16 protein-coding genes and 1 pseudogene are annotated in these 14274 nt (G+C 65.7%); 6 read left to right on the forward strand and 11 right to left on the reverse strand.

Features of this window, described 5'->3' with window-relative positions; genetic code table 11:
• Positions 1-40 precede the first annotated feature (40 nt).
• The gene (locus M5I08_RS23495) at positions 41-478 is read right to left on the reverse strand and encodes an SPW repeat protein (RefSeq protein WP_219068139.1); all 438 of its coding nucleotides are present in this window, start codon (positions 476-478) and stop codon (positions 41-43) included.
• A gap of 393 nt (positions 479-871) precedes the next feature.
• Positions 872-1528: an O-methyltransferase gene (locus tag M5I08_RS23500; RefSeq protein ID WP_219068140.1), complete on the reverse strand. Its 657-nt coding sequence runs from the start codon at positions 1526-1528 to the stop codon at positions 872-874.
• 129 nt (positions 1529-1657) lie between these two features.
• Between M5I08_RS23500 and mymT the strand changes: the two genes are divergently transcribed.
• Complete coding sequence (gene mymT, locus M5I08_RS23505; protein WP_219068141.1) at positions 1658-1801, forward strand: copper-binding metallothionein MymT; 144 nt, start codon at positions 1658-1660, stop codon at positions 1799-1801.
• Positions 1802-1804: 3 nt separating this feature from the next.
• On the opposite strand, the gene M5I08_RS23510 is transcribed toward mymT, so the two are convergent.
• From M5I08_RS23510 to M5I08_RS23520, 3 genes are all read right to left on the reverse strand, one after another.
• Complete coding sequence (locus M5I08_RS23510) at positions 1805-2317, reverse strand: TIGR04338 family metallohydrolase (protein WP_219068142.1); 513 nt, start codon at positions 2315-2317, stop codon at positions 1805-1807.
• A complete protein-coding gene (locus M5I08_RS23515; RefSeq protein WP_219068143.1) occupies positions 2314-3063 on the reverse strand; it encodes a DUF2786 domain-containing protein in 750 nt (249 codons plus the stop codon). The genes M5I08_RS23510 and M5I08_RS23515 overlap by 4 nt, the downstream gene beginning before the upstream one ends.
• A 96-nt stretch (positions 3064-3159) precedes the next feature.
• Positions 3160-3999 (reverse strand): alpha/beta hydrolase, encoded by an 840-nt coding sequence (locus M5I08_RS23520; protein WP_219068144.1) that lies wholly within the window; start codon positions 3997-3999, stop codon positions 3160-3162.
• Between the two features lie 84 nt (positions 4000-4083).
• Here M5I08_RS23520 and M5I08_RS23525 point away from each other — a divergent pair.
• The 5 genes and pseudogenes from M5I08_RS23525 to M5I08_RS23545 form a co-directional block, all read left to right on the forward strand.
• A pseudogene (locus M5I08_RS23525) lies at positions 4084-4455 on the forward strand (sigma factor); the annotation flags it as partial.
• Positions 4456-4614: 159 nt separating this feature from the next.
• Positions 4615-5352 carry a pirin family protein gene (locus M5I08_RS23530; RefSeq protein ID WP_219068145.1) on the forward strand — a complete coding sequence of 246 codons (738 nt, stop codon included), beginning with the start codon at positions 4615-4617 and terminating at the stop codon, positions 5350-5352.
• A 27-nt stretch (positions 5353-5379) separates the two neighbouring features.
• Positions 5380-6732, forward strand: coding sequence for a YhgE/Pip domain-containing protein (locus tag M5I08_RS23535; RefSeq protein ID WP_219068146.1), 1353 nt, complete (start codon positions 5380-5382; stop codon positions 6730-6732).
• Positions 6733-6913: 181 nt separating this feature from the next.
• A complete protein-coding gene (locus M5I08_RS23540) occupies positions 6914-7951 on the forward strand; it encodes a phosphodiester glycosidase family protein (RefSeq protein ID WP_249763438.1) in 1038 nt (345 codons plus the stop codon).
• A 269-nt stretch (positions 7952-8220) separates the two neighbouring features.
• Positions 8221-8658 carry a hypothetical protein gene (locus tag M5I08_RS23545; RefSeq protein ID WP_219068148.1) on the forward strand — a complete coding sequence of 146 codons (438 nt, stop codon included), beginning with the start codon at positions 8221-8223 and terminating at the stop codon, positions 8656-8658.
• A gap of 5 nt (positions 8659-8663) precedes the next feature.
• Here the strand turns inward: M5I08_RS23545 and M5I08_RS23550 are convergent, their stop codons facing one another.
• Genes M5I08_RS23550 through M5I08_RS23575 form a run of 6 tightly spaced genes read right to left on the reverse strand, consistent with a single transcriptional unit; the run spans position 8664 to position 14268 of the window.
• On the reverse strand, positions 8664-9407 hold the full coding sequence (locus M5I08_RS23550) for a mammalian cell entry protein (protein ID WP_219068149.1): 744 nt from the start codon (positions 9405-9407) through the stop codon (positions 8664-8666).
• On the reverse strand, positions 9374-9928 hold the full coding sequence (locus M5I08_RS23555; RefSeq protein ID WP_219068150.1) for an Rv1363c family protein: 555 nt from the start codon (positions 9926-9928) through the stop codon (positions 9374-9376). The genes M5I08_RS23550 and M5I08_RS23555 overlap by 34 nt, the downstream gene beginning before the upstream one ends.
• Positions 9925-10923, reverse strand: a complete 999-nt coding sequence (locus M5I08_RS23560) for an RDD family protein (protein WP_370328538.1) — start codon at positions 10921-10923, stop codon at positions 9925-9927. Before M5I08_RS23560 ends, M5I08_RS23555 begins: the two co-directional genes overlap by 4 nt.
• Complete coding sequence (locus tag M5I08_RS23565) at positions 10920-11618, reverse strand: Rv1363c family protein (protein ID WP_219068151.1); 699 nt, start codon at positions 11616-11618, stop codon at positions 10920-10922. The genes M5I08_RS23560 and M5I08_RS23565 overlap by 4 nt, the downstream gene beginning before the upstream one ends.
• Positions 11582-13141, reverse strand: a complete 1560-nt coding sequence (locus M5I08_RS23570; protein WP_219068152.1) for a virulence factor Mce family protein — start codon at positions 13139-13141, stop codon at positions 11582-11584. The genes M5I08_RS23565 and M5I08_RS23570 overlap by 37 nt, the downstream gene beginning before the upstream one ends.
• Entirely contained in the window at positions 13135-14268 is a 1134-nt protein-coding gene (locus tag M5I08_RS23575; protein ID WP_219068170.1) for a virulence factor Mce family protein, read from the reverse strand. Before M5I08_RS23575 ends, M5I08_RS23570 begins: the two co-directional genes overlap by 7 nt.
• Positions 14269-14274: the final 6 nt, after the last annotated feature.

Genomic DNA, 14274 nt, shown 5'->3' on the forward strand with positions numbered 1-14274 from the left:
GCCGGCTTGCGCCGGCCGGCCAGGCAATTCGGCCTCCGCGTCAGGCGGACGTTGAACTACGAGCGCGCATACCGAAGTACATCGCGTTCAAGCCCAACACAGCCAGCACCGCGCCCGCGATCACATTCGACCAGATCATGCCGCCATGCGGCGAGACACCATGAAGAACCCAGGGCGAGATGATGAACCACACGCCGAACACCGGCAGCGCCCAGGTCATGCCGTGGCTACGGTCCAACGCCATCGCGAACCCAAACACGAGCGCGACGCAGACGAGTCCGACGACGAGGTCGTTGACCGCAAGCGGTCTCGTCCCGTCGAATCCGACGATCCACGGCGACACAGCTGCGTAGACCGCAGCCACCAACGTGAAGCCGAAGGTGCCCTGCGCGGTCATCGACTCCGCAACGCGCCCGTAGCGCTCCCTCAGAGCCAGTATGTCGGGGTGGTGATCGATTGATGAATGGACTGTACTCATTTTGTGACCTTTCTGTTATGCAGCAAGCTTTTTGGGCTGACTGCAAACCATCCATCTTCCGCAAGATTACGCTTCTCAGTTCTGGGCCAGCAACGAAAATCGGGCGCCGAGACGGCGCAGGAGTTGCTGATGACGCTTGAGTCCGATGCGCATCCGGAGTATCAGCGACGAATCACCGGCGCTGAAAAGACGGTGGGATCCAAGCTTTTCGGTTTCAACTGGCCGCTGCGGCATCGAATGATTCCCAATGCCGCCACTCGGCGGTGGTGCCGCGGCGACGGGACGGCCAAAGCGTTGCCCGCCGCCCCGGCACCGCTGTTCACATCCCTGGCACCGCGGATCAGCGAATCGTTTCGGCCCGACAGGCGGTCGAGGATTGGACGCCGTGGGCGCCTATTTCACCAACGCCAGCGCGAACCCGTCCCAGTGCTTGGCACCGACCGTCTGGAGCACTGCGGTATCAAGGTCCGGATGCCGGCCCATGATCTCCAGCGTCTGTCGCGTTGCCCGCACAACCTCGTCGGGGTCCGGTGATACTACCGCGCCTTCCCGAATGACGTTGTCCACCACGATAACTGAGCCGGGATGAGTCAGCTTGATGGCCCATTGCAGGTAGGCGGCGTTGTTTACCTTGTCTGCGTCGATGAACACCAGGTCGAACGGGCCGTCGGTCAGGGTCGGCAACGTCTCCAGTGCGGGACCGACCATCACCTCGACTCGGTCGCCGACACCTGCACGGTCGATGTTCGCACGCGCGACCTCGGCGTGCGTGGGCTCGTATTCCAGCGTGATCACCCGCCCGTCGGGACCGGCGCCGCGCGCCAGCCAAATTGCGCTGAAGCCACCGAGTGTGCCGATTTCCAGGATGCGCCGAGCCTTGATCGCACCAGCCAGCAGGCTCAGGAACTTGCCTTGCTGGGTTGACACCGCGATCTGCGGCAGCCCCGCCGCGTCGCTGGCCTCCCGGGCGGCAGACAACGCAGGGTCATCGCCAACCACGGTGGTATCCAAGTAAGCATCAACATCGGCAGGGCTCGGATTCTGGGTCACGCGCTAACGCTATCGCGGGGCCTTCGCCGGTCGCCACTACGTAAAATCCGTGTTATGCCCTATACCCCTATGGGGTATATGCTATCGTCGTCGTGTCCAGTGAATCCCGGAATCGGTAAGGAGAATGAGATGCCAAACGAGGCCGGAACTCTACTGACCTGCTCCCACGAGGGCTGTGGCTGCCGGGTCCGTATCGAGGAGGAATGCCACTGCACCGGGGCGGGCCAGCCGTATCGGTGTACCTGCGGTGACGAGATGGTCGCTGTCGGCTAGGGCTTACCGCACGCCCTCTTTGGCATAGACCACCCGCAGCACGTGCCCGAGTTCGGGTCCCATGACCAGCTCGGCCAATGTGCACAGCGTAACGACATACTCCGATCCGTGCGGCGGCTGAGCGTGGCACAGATGGTGTGCGATCTCGTGGAGCACCACCAGCTCGCGCATCGCCCAATCAGCCGTCGCACGGTCGGGAACCGCGATAACGCCAGTGCTGTCGTGGTTTTCGTAGTGCGCAGCCGTCGCCGCCCGCCGCGGCCGTACCTTCAGCGGAGTTAGGTTCGGCCACTGTCGCCGTACCGTCGGCATCGCCAGCACCTCGTCGACGTAACGCTGCACCGCCGGGACCGAAGCGAACCGCGCCTCGGGCGGCAGCGTCAACTGCGCGCCGAAGAACTCCACGCTGCGGCAACCGTGTTCGGCGGCGCGGTCGAACAGCGTCCGGACGAACGCCTCGGCGGCGTACACCTTGGCACGCTGCCAATCTCGGGCGGGCGCTTCCTCGGCGTTCACCGCTCCAGCGCGCTCCGCGCCCCGGATAGCTCTGGGCCGGTTCCCAGTCGCGCCCGCTTGCCGGCTCGGTCCCCTGCCCGTCGCGCCGCCGACGAATACCCCGCGGAAGCCCGGGTGGCCTGCCAGCTGCCCCGCGCCGTCGAGGCACTGCGATAGTAATCGCGAAGTTCGATCTCCTTGTCCCGCAGCGCGACCGCGGTGCCCGGCGGACGGCGACGGTCTTTCGTGGCTTCCCGCTGAGTCTGCTCGCGGGCCTCGCACAACCGCTGACCGACCCGGGCGCCGAAGGCGAGCTGAAAATTCAGCCGGGCGGTGATCGTCGGGGTGGGCCGGTGCGCACCTGAGGAGATGTAGGAATCCGACGCGCGCACCATCTGAACCACCAAGCTGGCGTACAACGCATGCGTGGCATCGACGTCCTCGGCAAACCCGTAGGCGTACACGAACGTCGAGTTGGATGCCACGTCGCAGCGCACATCGTTGGCCGACGCGATCGCCACGAACAGCTGTACATAGGTCCGCAATCCCCGCGTGCCGGCCGCGCCGATGGTGACGGTGCGCTGGACCGGCGCCTGCGCGGGCGTGCGCTTGTCCGCATGCGCCCGCGCCACCGCCAAGTCGATGGACGTCGCGGTGGCCAGCCGTTGCGCTGCCGCCATGAAAGCCTCCGCCTCGTGGGCGTTGTCGGTCCCCTCGGCCTGGCGCAACAGGGCGGCGATCCGCGCCAGCATCTTGTCGTCACTCATGGCGCCACTCCTGCCCATCGCTTCGCTCTGCATCGTCGGTGGCGCGACTCATGGCCACCAAACTAGGCCACCGGTACGACTTTCCGATGCGGCGCCTCACAGGCGCGCGGTGATCCACGAAACCACATCGTCGAGTACCTGATTGCGCTCCGGCTCGTTGAACACCTCGTGATACAGACCCGGGTAGACCTTCAGCTCGACGTCGGAGCTGCCCACGGCCTCGACCAACTGGCGGCTGCCGTCGACGGGAATCAGCCTGTCCTCGGATCCGTGCACGACCAGCAGCGGCGCGGCCAACGCGGGAGCCCGCTGCGGCATCGTTTCGCCGACCGTGAGCAGCGCGCGGGCGATGCCGGCAGGGACCTTGCCGTGATGTACCAGCGGATCGGTGTTGTAGGCGGTCACCACGGCCGGGTCGCGAGATATCGCGCCGGCGTCGAGTTCCTGCACCGGCAACCCGGGCGCGATCGCGCCGAGCGCCTTGGCGATCGGCAACAGCAGCGGCGAAACGGCGGTCTGGGCCGCCACCGCCGGCCCGGAAAGCACCATCAGGTCGTAGTCGTCCGGGCGCTCGACGCCGTAGGCGAAGACGATGCCGCCGCCCATGCTGTGTCCGAGCACGATGCGCGTGAGCCCGGAATGTTCCTTGGTGGCGATACCGACCAGGGTGGCGAAGTCGCCGGTGTACTCGCAGATGTCTTTGACCAGCACCCGCTTGCCGCCCGAGCGGCCATGTCCGCGGTGGTCGAGCGCATAGGTGACCAGCCCGTCCTGCCCGAACCGCGCCGCGACGTGGTCGTAGCGGCGGGCGTGCTCACCCAGGCCGTGCGAGAGCACGACCACCCCACGCGGTGTGATATCGGGAGTCCAGAGGTCGTAGACGATGCGCACGCCGCCCACGCCGTCGAAGGTTCGTTCGCTGCGGGTGGTTGCCATCAGGGGCAGCGTAGCGGTCCGCCGTCGCACTTGCTGCGTGTGCTCGCTCGCGTGAGCCTGCTCGCCGGTGACCCAACCGACGGCATGTTCGGTGGCGGTGATGCGGATTTTTCTGCCACCGCGCTGCCCTACCGGCGCGAACTGCTCGCGCATTGCTACCCGACGGGTTCGTTGCACGCCGCCGAGGATCTGGTGCAGGAGACCTTTTTGGGGCCTGGAAGGCCTACGACCGCTTCGAGGGAAAGTCGTCGGTGCGCACCTGGCTACACCGCATCGCCACCGATCCCTGCCTGACCGCGCTGGAGGGCCGGCCGCGCCCAGTTCGGATCCGACCGCCGAGCTGGTAGAGCGCGCTGAGATGCCGTGGCTCGAGCCGTTGCCGGACGTTTCCGAAGATCCCTCTGATCCGTGATTGTTGGTGCTCGCGAATCGGTGCGGCCGGCGTTCGTGGCGGCGAGCGGCGCGAGAGAGCAGAAGATGTTGAAAGGCAACATCTTCGGCGGCGGCAACTCGCACGTCGAGACATCGTAAAGCGCCCAACGTCGAGGTATTGCGCGATTTTTGCCGATTTGGCCCCGAAAAATCGACGTTGGACACCCCGCCTACCCTGCAGTCATGCCTGCCACCGTCCAGATCCGGCGGGCCGCCGACCGGGCGGTCACCGAGACGTCTTGGCTGAACTCGAGGCACTCATTTTCGTTCGGCGACCACTACGACCCCGCCAACACCCACCACAGCGTGCTGCTGGTCGACAACGACGACGTGGTGACAGCACCGGCTGCGGGTTTCGATACCCACCCGCACCGCGACATGGAAATCGTGACCTGGGTGCTGGACGGCTCGTTGGCGCATCGCGACTTTGCGGGCAACAGCGGAGTGGTCTATCCCGGTCTGGCGCAACGGATGTCGGCGGGCACCGGCATCTTGCACTCCGAACGCAACGACTCGCCGCGTGATCCGGTGCATTTCATACAGATGTGGGTGCAGCCCGACGTGTCGGGCATCGCGCCGAGCTACCAGCAGCACGAGATCGGCGACGATCTGCTCGACGGCCGCTTGGTGACGATCGCCTCGGGCATGCCCGGGCACGACGCCGCCATCACCATCCACAACCGGTCGGCAGCACTGCACGGCGCGCGTCTGCGGCGCGGCGACAGCATCGGCCTGCCTGCGGCGCCTTATCTGCACCTGCTCGTCGCCCGCGGCCGACTGAGCATGCCGACCGCCGACAGCGAGGCCGCGCTGGCCGCGGGCGATGCAGCGCGGTTCGCCGCGTCGAACGGCGCCCGGGTCACAGCACAGCAGGCCAGCGAAATTCTGATCTGGGAGATGCACGCGGCGCTCAGCGGCTAGGGTGGGCCGGACGAACAGGAGTCCGTAATGAGTGAATCCCAGCCCCGTCACGCCGTACCCGGAGCCGAGGCGGTCGAGGTGCTGCCGCACCCGGATGACATCCTTCAATCCGGCCTCGCCAACCCCAAAGCGACGCGGACGGTACGGTTCTGGGCCATCCCGATCGTCATCACGCTGACCGTCTTGGCGGCGCTGGCCGCTTTCTACCTTGGCGGCATCCTGCGGCCGATGACCAACCTGCGCCACTTCCCGATTGCGGTGGTGGACGAGGACGCCGGGCCCACCGGCGCGCAGGTCGTCAAGGGACTGCTCTCCGGGTTCGAGAAGGACGACGCCTACGACGTCCGCGTGCTGACGCGCGACCAGGCCAAGCACCAATTGGACACCGGGCAGGTCTACGGCGTCGCGGTGATACCGCCCAACTTCTCCTCCACGCTGCAGGCCTTCGCGAAAAGCGCGCTAACGCCGGGACGCGTCGAGCGGCCCATCATTGTCGTGTCGACGAATCCGCGAGCAGGAGCCCTCGGCGCCAGCATCGCCAATCAGAGCCTCACGCGTGCCATCACGATGGTCGATCATCGGGTGGGCGAACGGCTTTCACAAGAAGTAGCGCAGCAATCGGGTCCAAGGCCGATGCCGGCTGCTGTGACGTTGATGCTGCGGAATCCGATCGAAGTCCAGCCCACGGTGCACAATGCGCTGCCGGACGGGACCGGCAACGGGTTATCGGCGTTCTACTATTCGTTGTTGCTGTTGTTGGCCGGCTTCACCGGCAGCATTGTGGTCAGCATGCTGGTGGACTCGATGCTCGGCTTTGTGCCCGCCGAGGTCGGTCCGGTCTACCGGTTCGCCGAGCAGGTGAAGATCTCGCGATTGCGCACACTGCTGATCAAGTGGGCGTTGATGACGGTGTTGGCGTTGCTGACGTCGGGCGTCTACATGTTGATTGCGGCGCGGTTGGGTATGCCGATCCACCACAGCTTGCAGTTGTGGCTCTACGGGGTGTTCGCGATCGCGGCGGTTGGTATCACCTCCACCTCGCTGATCGCGGTCCTGGGCGCACTCGGTCTGCTGGTCAGCATGTTCGTCTTCGTGATTCTCGGGTTGCCGTCGGCAGGCGCCACGGTGCCGTTGGAGGCCGCGCCGCAGTTCTTCGGCTGGCTTGCCAAGTTCGAGCCGATGCACCAGGTGTTCCTGGGCGCGCGGTCGCTGCTGTACTTCGACGGTCAAGCCGACGCCGGATTGTCGCAAGCGCTGACGATGACGGCTATCGGGCTGGTCATCGGTGTGCTGCTCGGCGCCGTCGTCACCTGGATCTACGACCGGCGCGGTTATCACCGGACTCCCCCGTGGCTCGAGGCGTCGGCGCCATCGGAGTAAATGCGCAAATAGCCAGCCGCCGAACGTAATTGGACCACAGCTAAACCGTCACGCGACTGTTATCCGAGGTGACTGGGTTATCCCCGCGGTTGATGTTGTGCTGGTTGTACCAACGTCCGAAAGGGCAACCGTGCCGTCTCCCGTCGCCGCCTTCCGGCGCACCGCAGCCTGCTGCGCCGTGATGACGCTGTGCCTGACGCTGACAACAAGCACCGGGCAGCCGGTCGCCCGTGCCGAGGCCCGTGACCTGTTGGCCAATGCCATTGCCAACACTCAAGGTTCCTACCTGGTGTACAACTTCGGCGGTGGACATCCGGCGCCAATGCTCGACGCCGCCGGTCGCTGGTATGACGGCAACAGCGGTGGCCATCTGATGATCGTCAAGGGCGCCTCGCAACGGCTTTCACCACATCTGCTGGTCGACAGCCATCGCGGTTACCAGGCGCGCTGTGAACGCAATCCCGGCGCACGCACCGGCGACGGCCTGATACAAGCCTCGGAGACCTACACTCCCGTGCAGGCCTGGCAGGTGATGGGGCAGCCGACAATCGCCGTCAACGCCAACTTCTTCGACATCCGGGGGCAGAAGGGCGGTTCATGGCGCTCCACGAACTGTAGTTCACCGCTGGGCGCTTACGTCGACAACACCCGTGGTCAAGGCCGTGCCAACCAGGCGGTCACCGGCACGATCCCCTATGCGGGCAAACAGGGCCTGTCCGGCGGGAACGAAAACTGGAGCGCATTGGCGACGATGATCATGCCGACCCGTGGTGCGCCATCGGTGGTGTGGCCTAACGGCGGCAGGGACGGCCGCGACTACGACGCTGCCACGCCCGTCGTCAACGGCTTGGTGGAACGGGGCGACTCGTTCGTCGCGGTGAGCGGTCTCGGGCTGCTATCCCCGGGCAATACCGGCCAGCTCAACGACGGCGGCCCCAGCGCTGCCCGTACGGCTCTCGGGTATTCGAAACCGCGAGACGAGATGTATGTGTTCCAGGGCGGCAGCTACACGCCGGACAACATCCAGGACCTGTTCCGCGGCTTGGGCAGCGACACCGCTGTGTTGCTGGACGGCGGTGGGTCGTCGGCGATCGTGCTGCGCCGCGACACCGGTGGTATGTGGGCCGGGGCCGGCGTGCCGAAGGGGAATTGCGACACCGCTCAGGTGCTCTGCGACTCGCGCGAACGCGCGCTGCCAAGCTGGCTGGCGTTCAACTAGATCGCCGCGCCAGCAAGCGACTCACCGATCAGATGAACGAGGTCCGCAAGTTCGTGACATCCCGGGCTCCGCAGTCGTCGATCCAGGACGCGATCGTCGCAGTACCACGCAGCGGCGCTTTAGTTGTTCTGATTTCCCGCAACGTGCGAACGTCGGCGGCGGCACCCCTCCAAAACGACCCTGCGGCTACACCACGCTCGTTATGCTTTGGCGCAGGGCACCGGTAGGCACTGCATGGCCCGGTGACTGGTGGCGAAGAGAGGTGGAACATGTTCCGCGAACTAGCCATCGCCGCTGCAATCGCGGGTGCCGCAATCGGCATGGCGCCAACCGCCGCCAGCGACCCGACTCGCTATGACGGCGACGTGCCGGGGATTGACTACGGCGCTCACCTCTCCGGACCGTGTGATAGCTACGAGCGGTATGTGTTTGGACGAGGCCCCGGCGGCGAGGCCCTGGCATGTCACGCAATCCCGAACCAGTTCTTCCCCACCCAGTCCGTGGCCGACGCGTATTGGGTCATCTCGTACCCGCTGTACGGAGTCCAGCAGGCCGGCGCACCATGCCCGGGTCCGCAATCGGCGGCACAATCTCCCGACGGACTCGAAATGCTTTGCTTTGGAGCGCGAGGGTGGCAGCCCGGGCGCCTGATCGGGTCTGGCGCACCACTTCCTGGATCCCCCGCAGAAGTCATCCCTGTCGGGTGAGCGCCTTACAGCTTGGGCGTCAAATCGAACGAGGTGATAGTCGTCATCCTGGTCACCAGCCACCGGTCGTGACCGCGCCTCATAAATATCCGGTAGGATAGGTACTTCAACCATGGAATTGACTTCGCCGCAGCACTGGTAGCCGTGGTGTTGGTGTACACGACGACGGTGGCCTCGGGACTGTTTAGTGATTCCACGGCCGCACCGGTGATCACGGTGCTGTCTGTGACCTTCGCCTGCTTGTTGGTCGCCGCGATCGCATCGATGAATTTGCGGTAGTCGGCTTCAAGGTCACCACTGAGGTAGGTGGATGCACGATCGGCCAGCGTGTCCATATTTTCCGGGGTGTAGTTCCACAGCGCGGTGATCGCGTTGACCGCGGTCTGGACGATCTCCAGCTTGGTCGCTACCAGTGCGCGATCAGCCAAATACGGCTGCAGGGCAGCACCCGCGAACGCCGCAGAGCCGACAAGCAGCGCCGCCGACACGCCCGCAACCAGGGCAAGCCACCGGCCTGTCCGCCGTTTTGCCGGGGCGACGGCGTCATCGCTTGCAGCCGACTCCTCCGCGGCCGCCTCGTCGGCTGCGCTGGTGCTGGTGCCGTCGTCCGCGGTACGGTCGACCTCAGCGCCATCGATGCTGGCGTCGGCGGATCCGGTTGCCGCGTCGTCGCGCTCGCGGGGGCGTTCCCCCGCCTCGTCGGGAGCCTCGTCGGTCAGACCACCTGGACAAGGCTGCTGATCTTCCACTGGTCTCCTTCCTTTTGGGCCGTTACAAGCCAGCGGGATGCGACATCGACGGTTTTCTTGCCGTCCGGCGACTTTGAGCTGACCTGGCTGGCCACCAGCACGTTGGCGCTGCCGTCGTCGTTCCATCGCTCCACTCCGGCGTCGAGAACCGTGCCGGTTGTCGGCTCCCCCCTCGCCACTGCAAGCAGAACCAAATTCGCCCGCTGTTGGTACTGTTTGGCAAACTCACCGGTGGCATGCGCCAACACACGATCCACGTATTTGTTGGCGTGGAACGGATCCGGCGACGTGAACTCCGTCATGAAGGAGCGGACGTCGGCGATCACCGTACGGTCTTTCATCGCTGCCCGTCGCTGCGACTCGTGCGAGATCAGCACCAGAGCGCAAGCCGTGATCGCCTCTGCCATGACTACCGCGGCGACGGTAAACCTGAGCGGCAGCCGCCATTCGCGTCGCGGCGCAACGGCCCGCTCCACGAACAGCGGTGCTTCGCCCGGTTGAACCTTGCGCCGCGGGCTCATTTTCCATCCTCGGCGGGCAGCGGTTTGGTCACTACGGTGAGGTCGTCGACGCGCCATTGCGCGCCCGAAGAGTTCGCGAAGGTCACCCGCACCGTGGCGCTGATGGGGCGCTCCTTACCCGGATCGCCGCGCTCACCTTGCAGGAACAGCAGCATCGTCGCGCGATGCGGCGACGCCGAAAGCACTGAGCTGTCGGTCACCCAGTATTCGTTGGGGACCAGCTTGGCCTTCTGCACCGCCTGCTGTTGGGTCACCAGTTGTTCGCGGTATTTGTCGGTCGTCAGCGACTGGGCGCGGGTGAAATCGTCCTGCAACGACTTCGGGTCATACGTCAGCATCTGTTTGACAATCTTGGGTCCCTGCAGCGCGATCTGCGCGCGGGCCACCTCGGTCGCCCGGTCATGTTGGTACACCACCAGATAGCTCACCGCGGCACCGGAGACGCACAGCAGCGCTGCGGTCAGGAAAACCACCGCCACCAGCGCCGGTACGTTTCGCGGCAGCCGTCGCAGCTCCGCCCGCCGAACCTCGGTGCGCACCAGCATGTCGGCAAAGGTGCGCCGACGCTGATCCCACAGGGGCCACAGCCAACCCACGAACACCGACACGGTATCGAGTAGGTGCGCCAGGTCACGCATCAGCAGCCGCCACGGCCCGACCGCGGCGCCGTCGCCGCTCCGCACAACCGCGATGCCCAAGGCGGCGCGGCCCAGGCTCCACCCGGTGATCGAGGGCAACAGCGAGCGGCTGCCGGCGGTCAGCAATATCACAAGCCCGCCCGCCGAGACACACGACCACCACCACACGCCGCGGAGCGGCACGGTTAAGGCGGCCAACGCCATCGTCGTCACCACGGCGGCGCCGGGTAGCACGTCGACGGCCAACGCGACCGCGCGGATCCACCACGGTGCCGGCGCGTTGACCACTATCTCTTCGACTTCCTGAGGCGCGTCCGGGCTCGACGAGATCTCACGGTCGGCGACCGAAACCGTCACTTGGCCACCTGGTCGAGTCTGGCAATTTTGTACTGGCCGTCGTCGCGTGCCATCTTTACCCGCAACCGGTAGCCGTACTCCTGACCCTGCGCTGCGACGTTGTCGACCTTGACGCGGACTGCCACCAGCAGGTCCACCGAACCGTCGGCGTAATGGCGTTCCACCGCCGCGCGCATATCCGACACCTGAATGTGGACATTGGCAGCCTGGTAACCTTGCACGAGCATGCCGTCGCTGTACAACGCGGCTTGCGCACCGAAATCACCGGTCGAGCATTCGATGATCTTCTGCGCAGCTGCGGGCAACGCGGCGGCGTCGGGCGCCTGTGTTGCCGCGACGCAATCCTTGGCGGCCGCGATGGCCGCCGCGTCGTCGCGGGCGACGGCCTGGCTTTCGTGGTGAGCGCGCAGCGCAAAGTAGCCGCCCGTCGCAGCGCCTGCCGCCAGCAGCACAAGCACCGCACACACGCCGATCATCCCGCGACGGCGAAGCCGCGACGGCCGCCGTTCGTTACCCACCGATACCGGCTCTGCGGCTGAGGAATCCGCCGCGGCGCCCTCCCCCTCGAGGTCCAACTGCGGGTCGACTGCCGCCGCGCATACGTCGTCGGCATTCGTCTCGGGAGCCTCAGTGGTTACCTCGGCGCCGGCCGGGTCGACTAGGTTGAGCCGGCTGGCGCCAGCATCTCCTTCCATCCGTCGTCTCCTATGTTGCTCGAGTTCTCGACGGAGAACCTGACCCCATCTGGACCCACCACCTCGCCGCTCTGCGGACTATAGGTCGCGGCGGGAGGCCTGTTTGGAGTGTAGATACACGGGTTGGGCTGCTGCCCATTGCACTCGACGTGACCCGATCCGGGCCGCTGCAGCGGGTCGCTTACCGGAGGTGGCGTTCCCGGCAGCCTGTCGGCTTGCAGCGGGATCATGCCGGTATCGATCGAGGGCGCCGGGATGACCATGCCCGGATTCACCGGCTGATCGCAGCGGGCACCCGGTGCCGGGCAGTTGCGGATCTGGTTGGGGTCGCCATACCAGGGGTTGGTGCCGAGCGGTACGTAGGGCTTGCTGCTGCGGCAGTCGCGCGGCGTGGCCGCGCGTTTGCCCGGGACATCCACGCACGGGATGTTGCGTACTCCGCGCACAGCGTTTTGCGCCTCCTGCGGGATCTTGCAGTAGACGTCCGGCAACTCCGCGGGGCTGGTGTCCGCGGGCGCGCGCCAATGCGATGCCGGGACGTAGCCGGTCAAGCAGGGTGGCGGCGGGTTCAGTAACCCGCCCGGGATGTCCAGCGCGGCACGGTGTTCATCCGGCCACTCTGAGGTTATCGTCTGTCCGATCGTGCCATATTGCGGCAGGAACGCCAGGAATGCCTCAAGGTTCTTGTGGTAGCGCTTGCCCATATCGGCCACGATTGCGGCGTTGGCCAGCGTCTGCGGCAGCGTCTCGCGCACGTCGCCGAGCACCGCGGCAAGCTCGTCGGCCGTCGGCGCCGCCTGGCGCAGGATGTTCCTGACCTCCTGGTCCTTTTCAGCGGATTGCGAGGCCAAGGTGTTCAGGTTGCGGGCCCACCGCTCGATCGCGTCACCGGAGTTGGCTTGGCTGTCCAGGACCGGTCCCGAGTTCACGATGATGTCGTTGATGTCGGAGATGTTGGTTTTGAAGTCACCGGCGATCGCCTGGGTCGCATCGACCAGCCGTTGCAGCGCCGGGCCCAGCCCGCCAACCGACTCTGCTGTCTCATCCAGCAGCGCGCTGATCTTCTCCTTGGGCAGCACGGCCAATCCTCGGTTGGCGCCGTCCAAGGCCGGCCCGATCTCAGAGGGTACCGTGCCCTTCGTGATGGTTTGCCCGGGCGAAAAGTAGCGCACCGGTTTGCCTGACGACACCAGGTCGAGGTATTGCTCACCGACCGCGGAAACCGAATGCACGTTTGCCGTCGCGTCGACCGGGATCTTGTAGCGGCTGTCGATGCTCATTGTGGCCTGGGCGCCGTTTTCGGTGGGTTCGACGTCGGTGACCTTGCCGATGGTGACGCCGCGGTAGGTGACGTTGGCCGTGGAATATAGTCCGCCCGACGCCGGCAGGTCGGCCTTGAGCGTGTACTGACCGATGCCGACCAGGCTGGGAATCCGCAGGTAGTACCAGCCCAGCGTGACCAGGGCGATCACCGTGATGATGCCGAACAGGACCAGCTGGCGTTTGATCAATTTAGTCAGCAATTGCGGTCCCCCCTTTCGATGAGCTGTCCGCCGGGCGCGTCGTTGGGGTTCGGCGTGTACCGGACGTCGGGAATCATCTGCTCCGGGTCATGGCCGAACGACTGCTCGAGCGCGCGCAACGCCCCCGAAAATCCGGTCCCGGTGAGGAACGCGTTGTCGGTGGCGGAGTAGGTCAAGTCGGCCAGGAAGGAGAGGTTGATGTAGTCGCCGCGGATCGACTTCGGGGCGGCGTCGGTCGGCCAAACTGTGAAGAGCCACTTCAGCGCGTCGGGCAGATAGGGTGCGCCCTTGACGAGTTCCTTCAGAGGGCACTGCAGCGTCTGCAGGTTCTGGTGAAGGTTGCCCCGCGTGGGACGCACATATTGGTCGGTGACCGCGCTGAGCCGGCCCACCGCGTCGCTCGCATTGATGAAGTCGCGCAGATAGCCCGGATCCGCGAGATGCTTGATCAGCGGCGGCGCCTCGGCGAAGACCCGGTCCAGGACATCCGCCCGGCTGCCCACGTAGCTCAACAGCCGGTTGGCGGAATCGATGGCGTGGTTGATGTCGTCGCGCTGCTGGTTGAGCTGGTCGGTAAAGGTGTCCAGCTTGCCGAGCAGGGCGCGGATCTGCGGGGCCCGCCCCTTCACGATGCTGTAGACCTCGTTCGTGAGCGATTCCACGTTCGGGACACCGCCGCCGCGCAGAATCAGGGACAGGCTGGCCAGCACCTGCTCGATACTGGGAAACGTCGAGGAGTGGTTCAGCGGGATGGTGTCGCCGTCCTTCAGCGGCTGCGGCGACGGATTCTGAGGCGCTGCCAGTTCCACATGCTGAGAGCCCAACAGGCTGGTCTGCCCGATCTTGGCGGTGGTGTTTTTCGGTAACTTGATGCTCTTGTCCAGGCCCAACGTCAGCGTCGGGACCCAGTTGTTCAGGTTGATCGCGCGGACCGAGCCGACCCAGACGTCGGCCACCAGCACCCTGCTGTTGCCGTTGAGCGCCAGCGTGTCCGGCATCTGCGCGTAGACGGTGTAGGAGTTGCCACCGCTGCCCGGAACGCCGGGAATCGACATATTGGAGATGCCGCGCCAACCGCACGAGCTCAACATTAGTGCGCAGGCCAGCAGGGCCGTCCCCTGCCACATGCGGTG

Source organism: Candidatus Mycobacterium methanotrophicum (genome assembly GCF_023515995.1).
Lineage (GTDB): Bacteria > Actinomycetota > Actinomycetes > Mycobacteriales > Mycobacteriaceae > Mycobacterium > Mycobacterium methanotrophicum.

Coding starts and splice junctions, on each gene's coding strand:
- M5I08_RS23495 (WP_219068139.1), bottom strand. CDS start 478: ATGAGTACAGTCCATTCATCAATCGATCACCACCCCGACATACTGGCT.
- mymT (WP_219068141.1), top strand. CDS start 1,658: ATGCCAAACGAGGCCGGAACTCTACTGACCTGCTCCCACGAGGGCTGT.
- M5I08_RS23515 (WP_219068143.1), bottom strand. CDS start 3,063: ATGAGTGACGACAAGATGCTGGCGCGGATCGCCGCCCTGTTGCGCCAG.
- M5I08_RS23520 (WP_219068144.1), bottom strand. CDS start 3,999: ATGGCAACCACCCGCAGCGAACGAACCTTCGACGGCGTGGGCGGCGTG.
- M5I08_RS23530 (WP_219068145.1), top strand. CDS start 4,615: ATGCCTGCCACCGTCCAGATCCGGCGGGCCGCCGACCGGGCGGTCACC.
- M5I08_RS23535 (WP_219068146.1), top strand. CDS start 5,380: ATGAGTGAATCCCAGCCCCGTCACGCCGTACCCGGAGCCGAGGCGGTC.
- M5I08_RS23540 (WP_249763438.1), top strand. CDS start 6,914: ATGACGCTGTGCCTGACGCTGACAACAAGCACCGGGCAGCCGGTCGCC.
- M5I08_RS23545 (WP_219068148.1), top strand. CDS start 8,221: ATGTTCCGCGAACTAGCCATCGCCGCTGCAATCGCGGGTGCCGCAATC.
- M5I08_RS23555 (WP_219068150.1), bottom strand. CDS start 9,928: ATGAGCCCGCGGCGCAAGGTTCAACCGGGCGAAGCACCGCTGTTCGTG.
- M5I08_RS23565 (WP_219068151.1), bottom strand. CDS start 11,618: ATGGAAGGAGATGCTGGCGCCAGCCGGCTCAACCTAGTCGACCCGGCC.
- M5I08_RS23575 (WP_219068170.1), bottom strand. CDS start 14,268: ATGTGGCAGGGGACGGCCCTGCTGGCCTGCGCACTAATGTTGAGCTCG.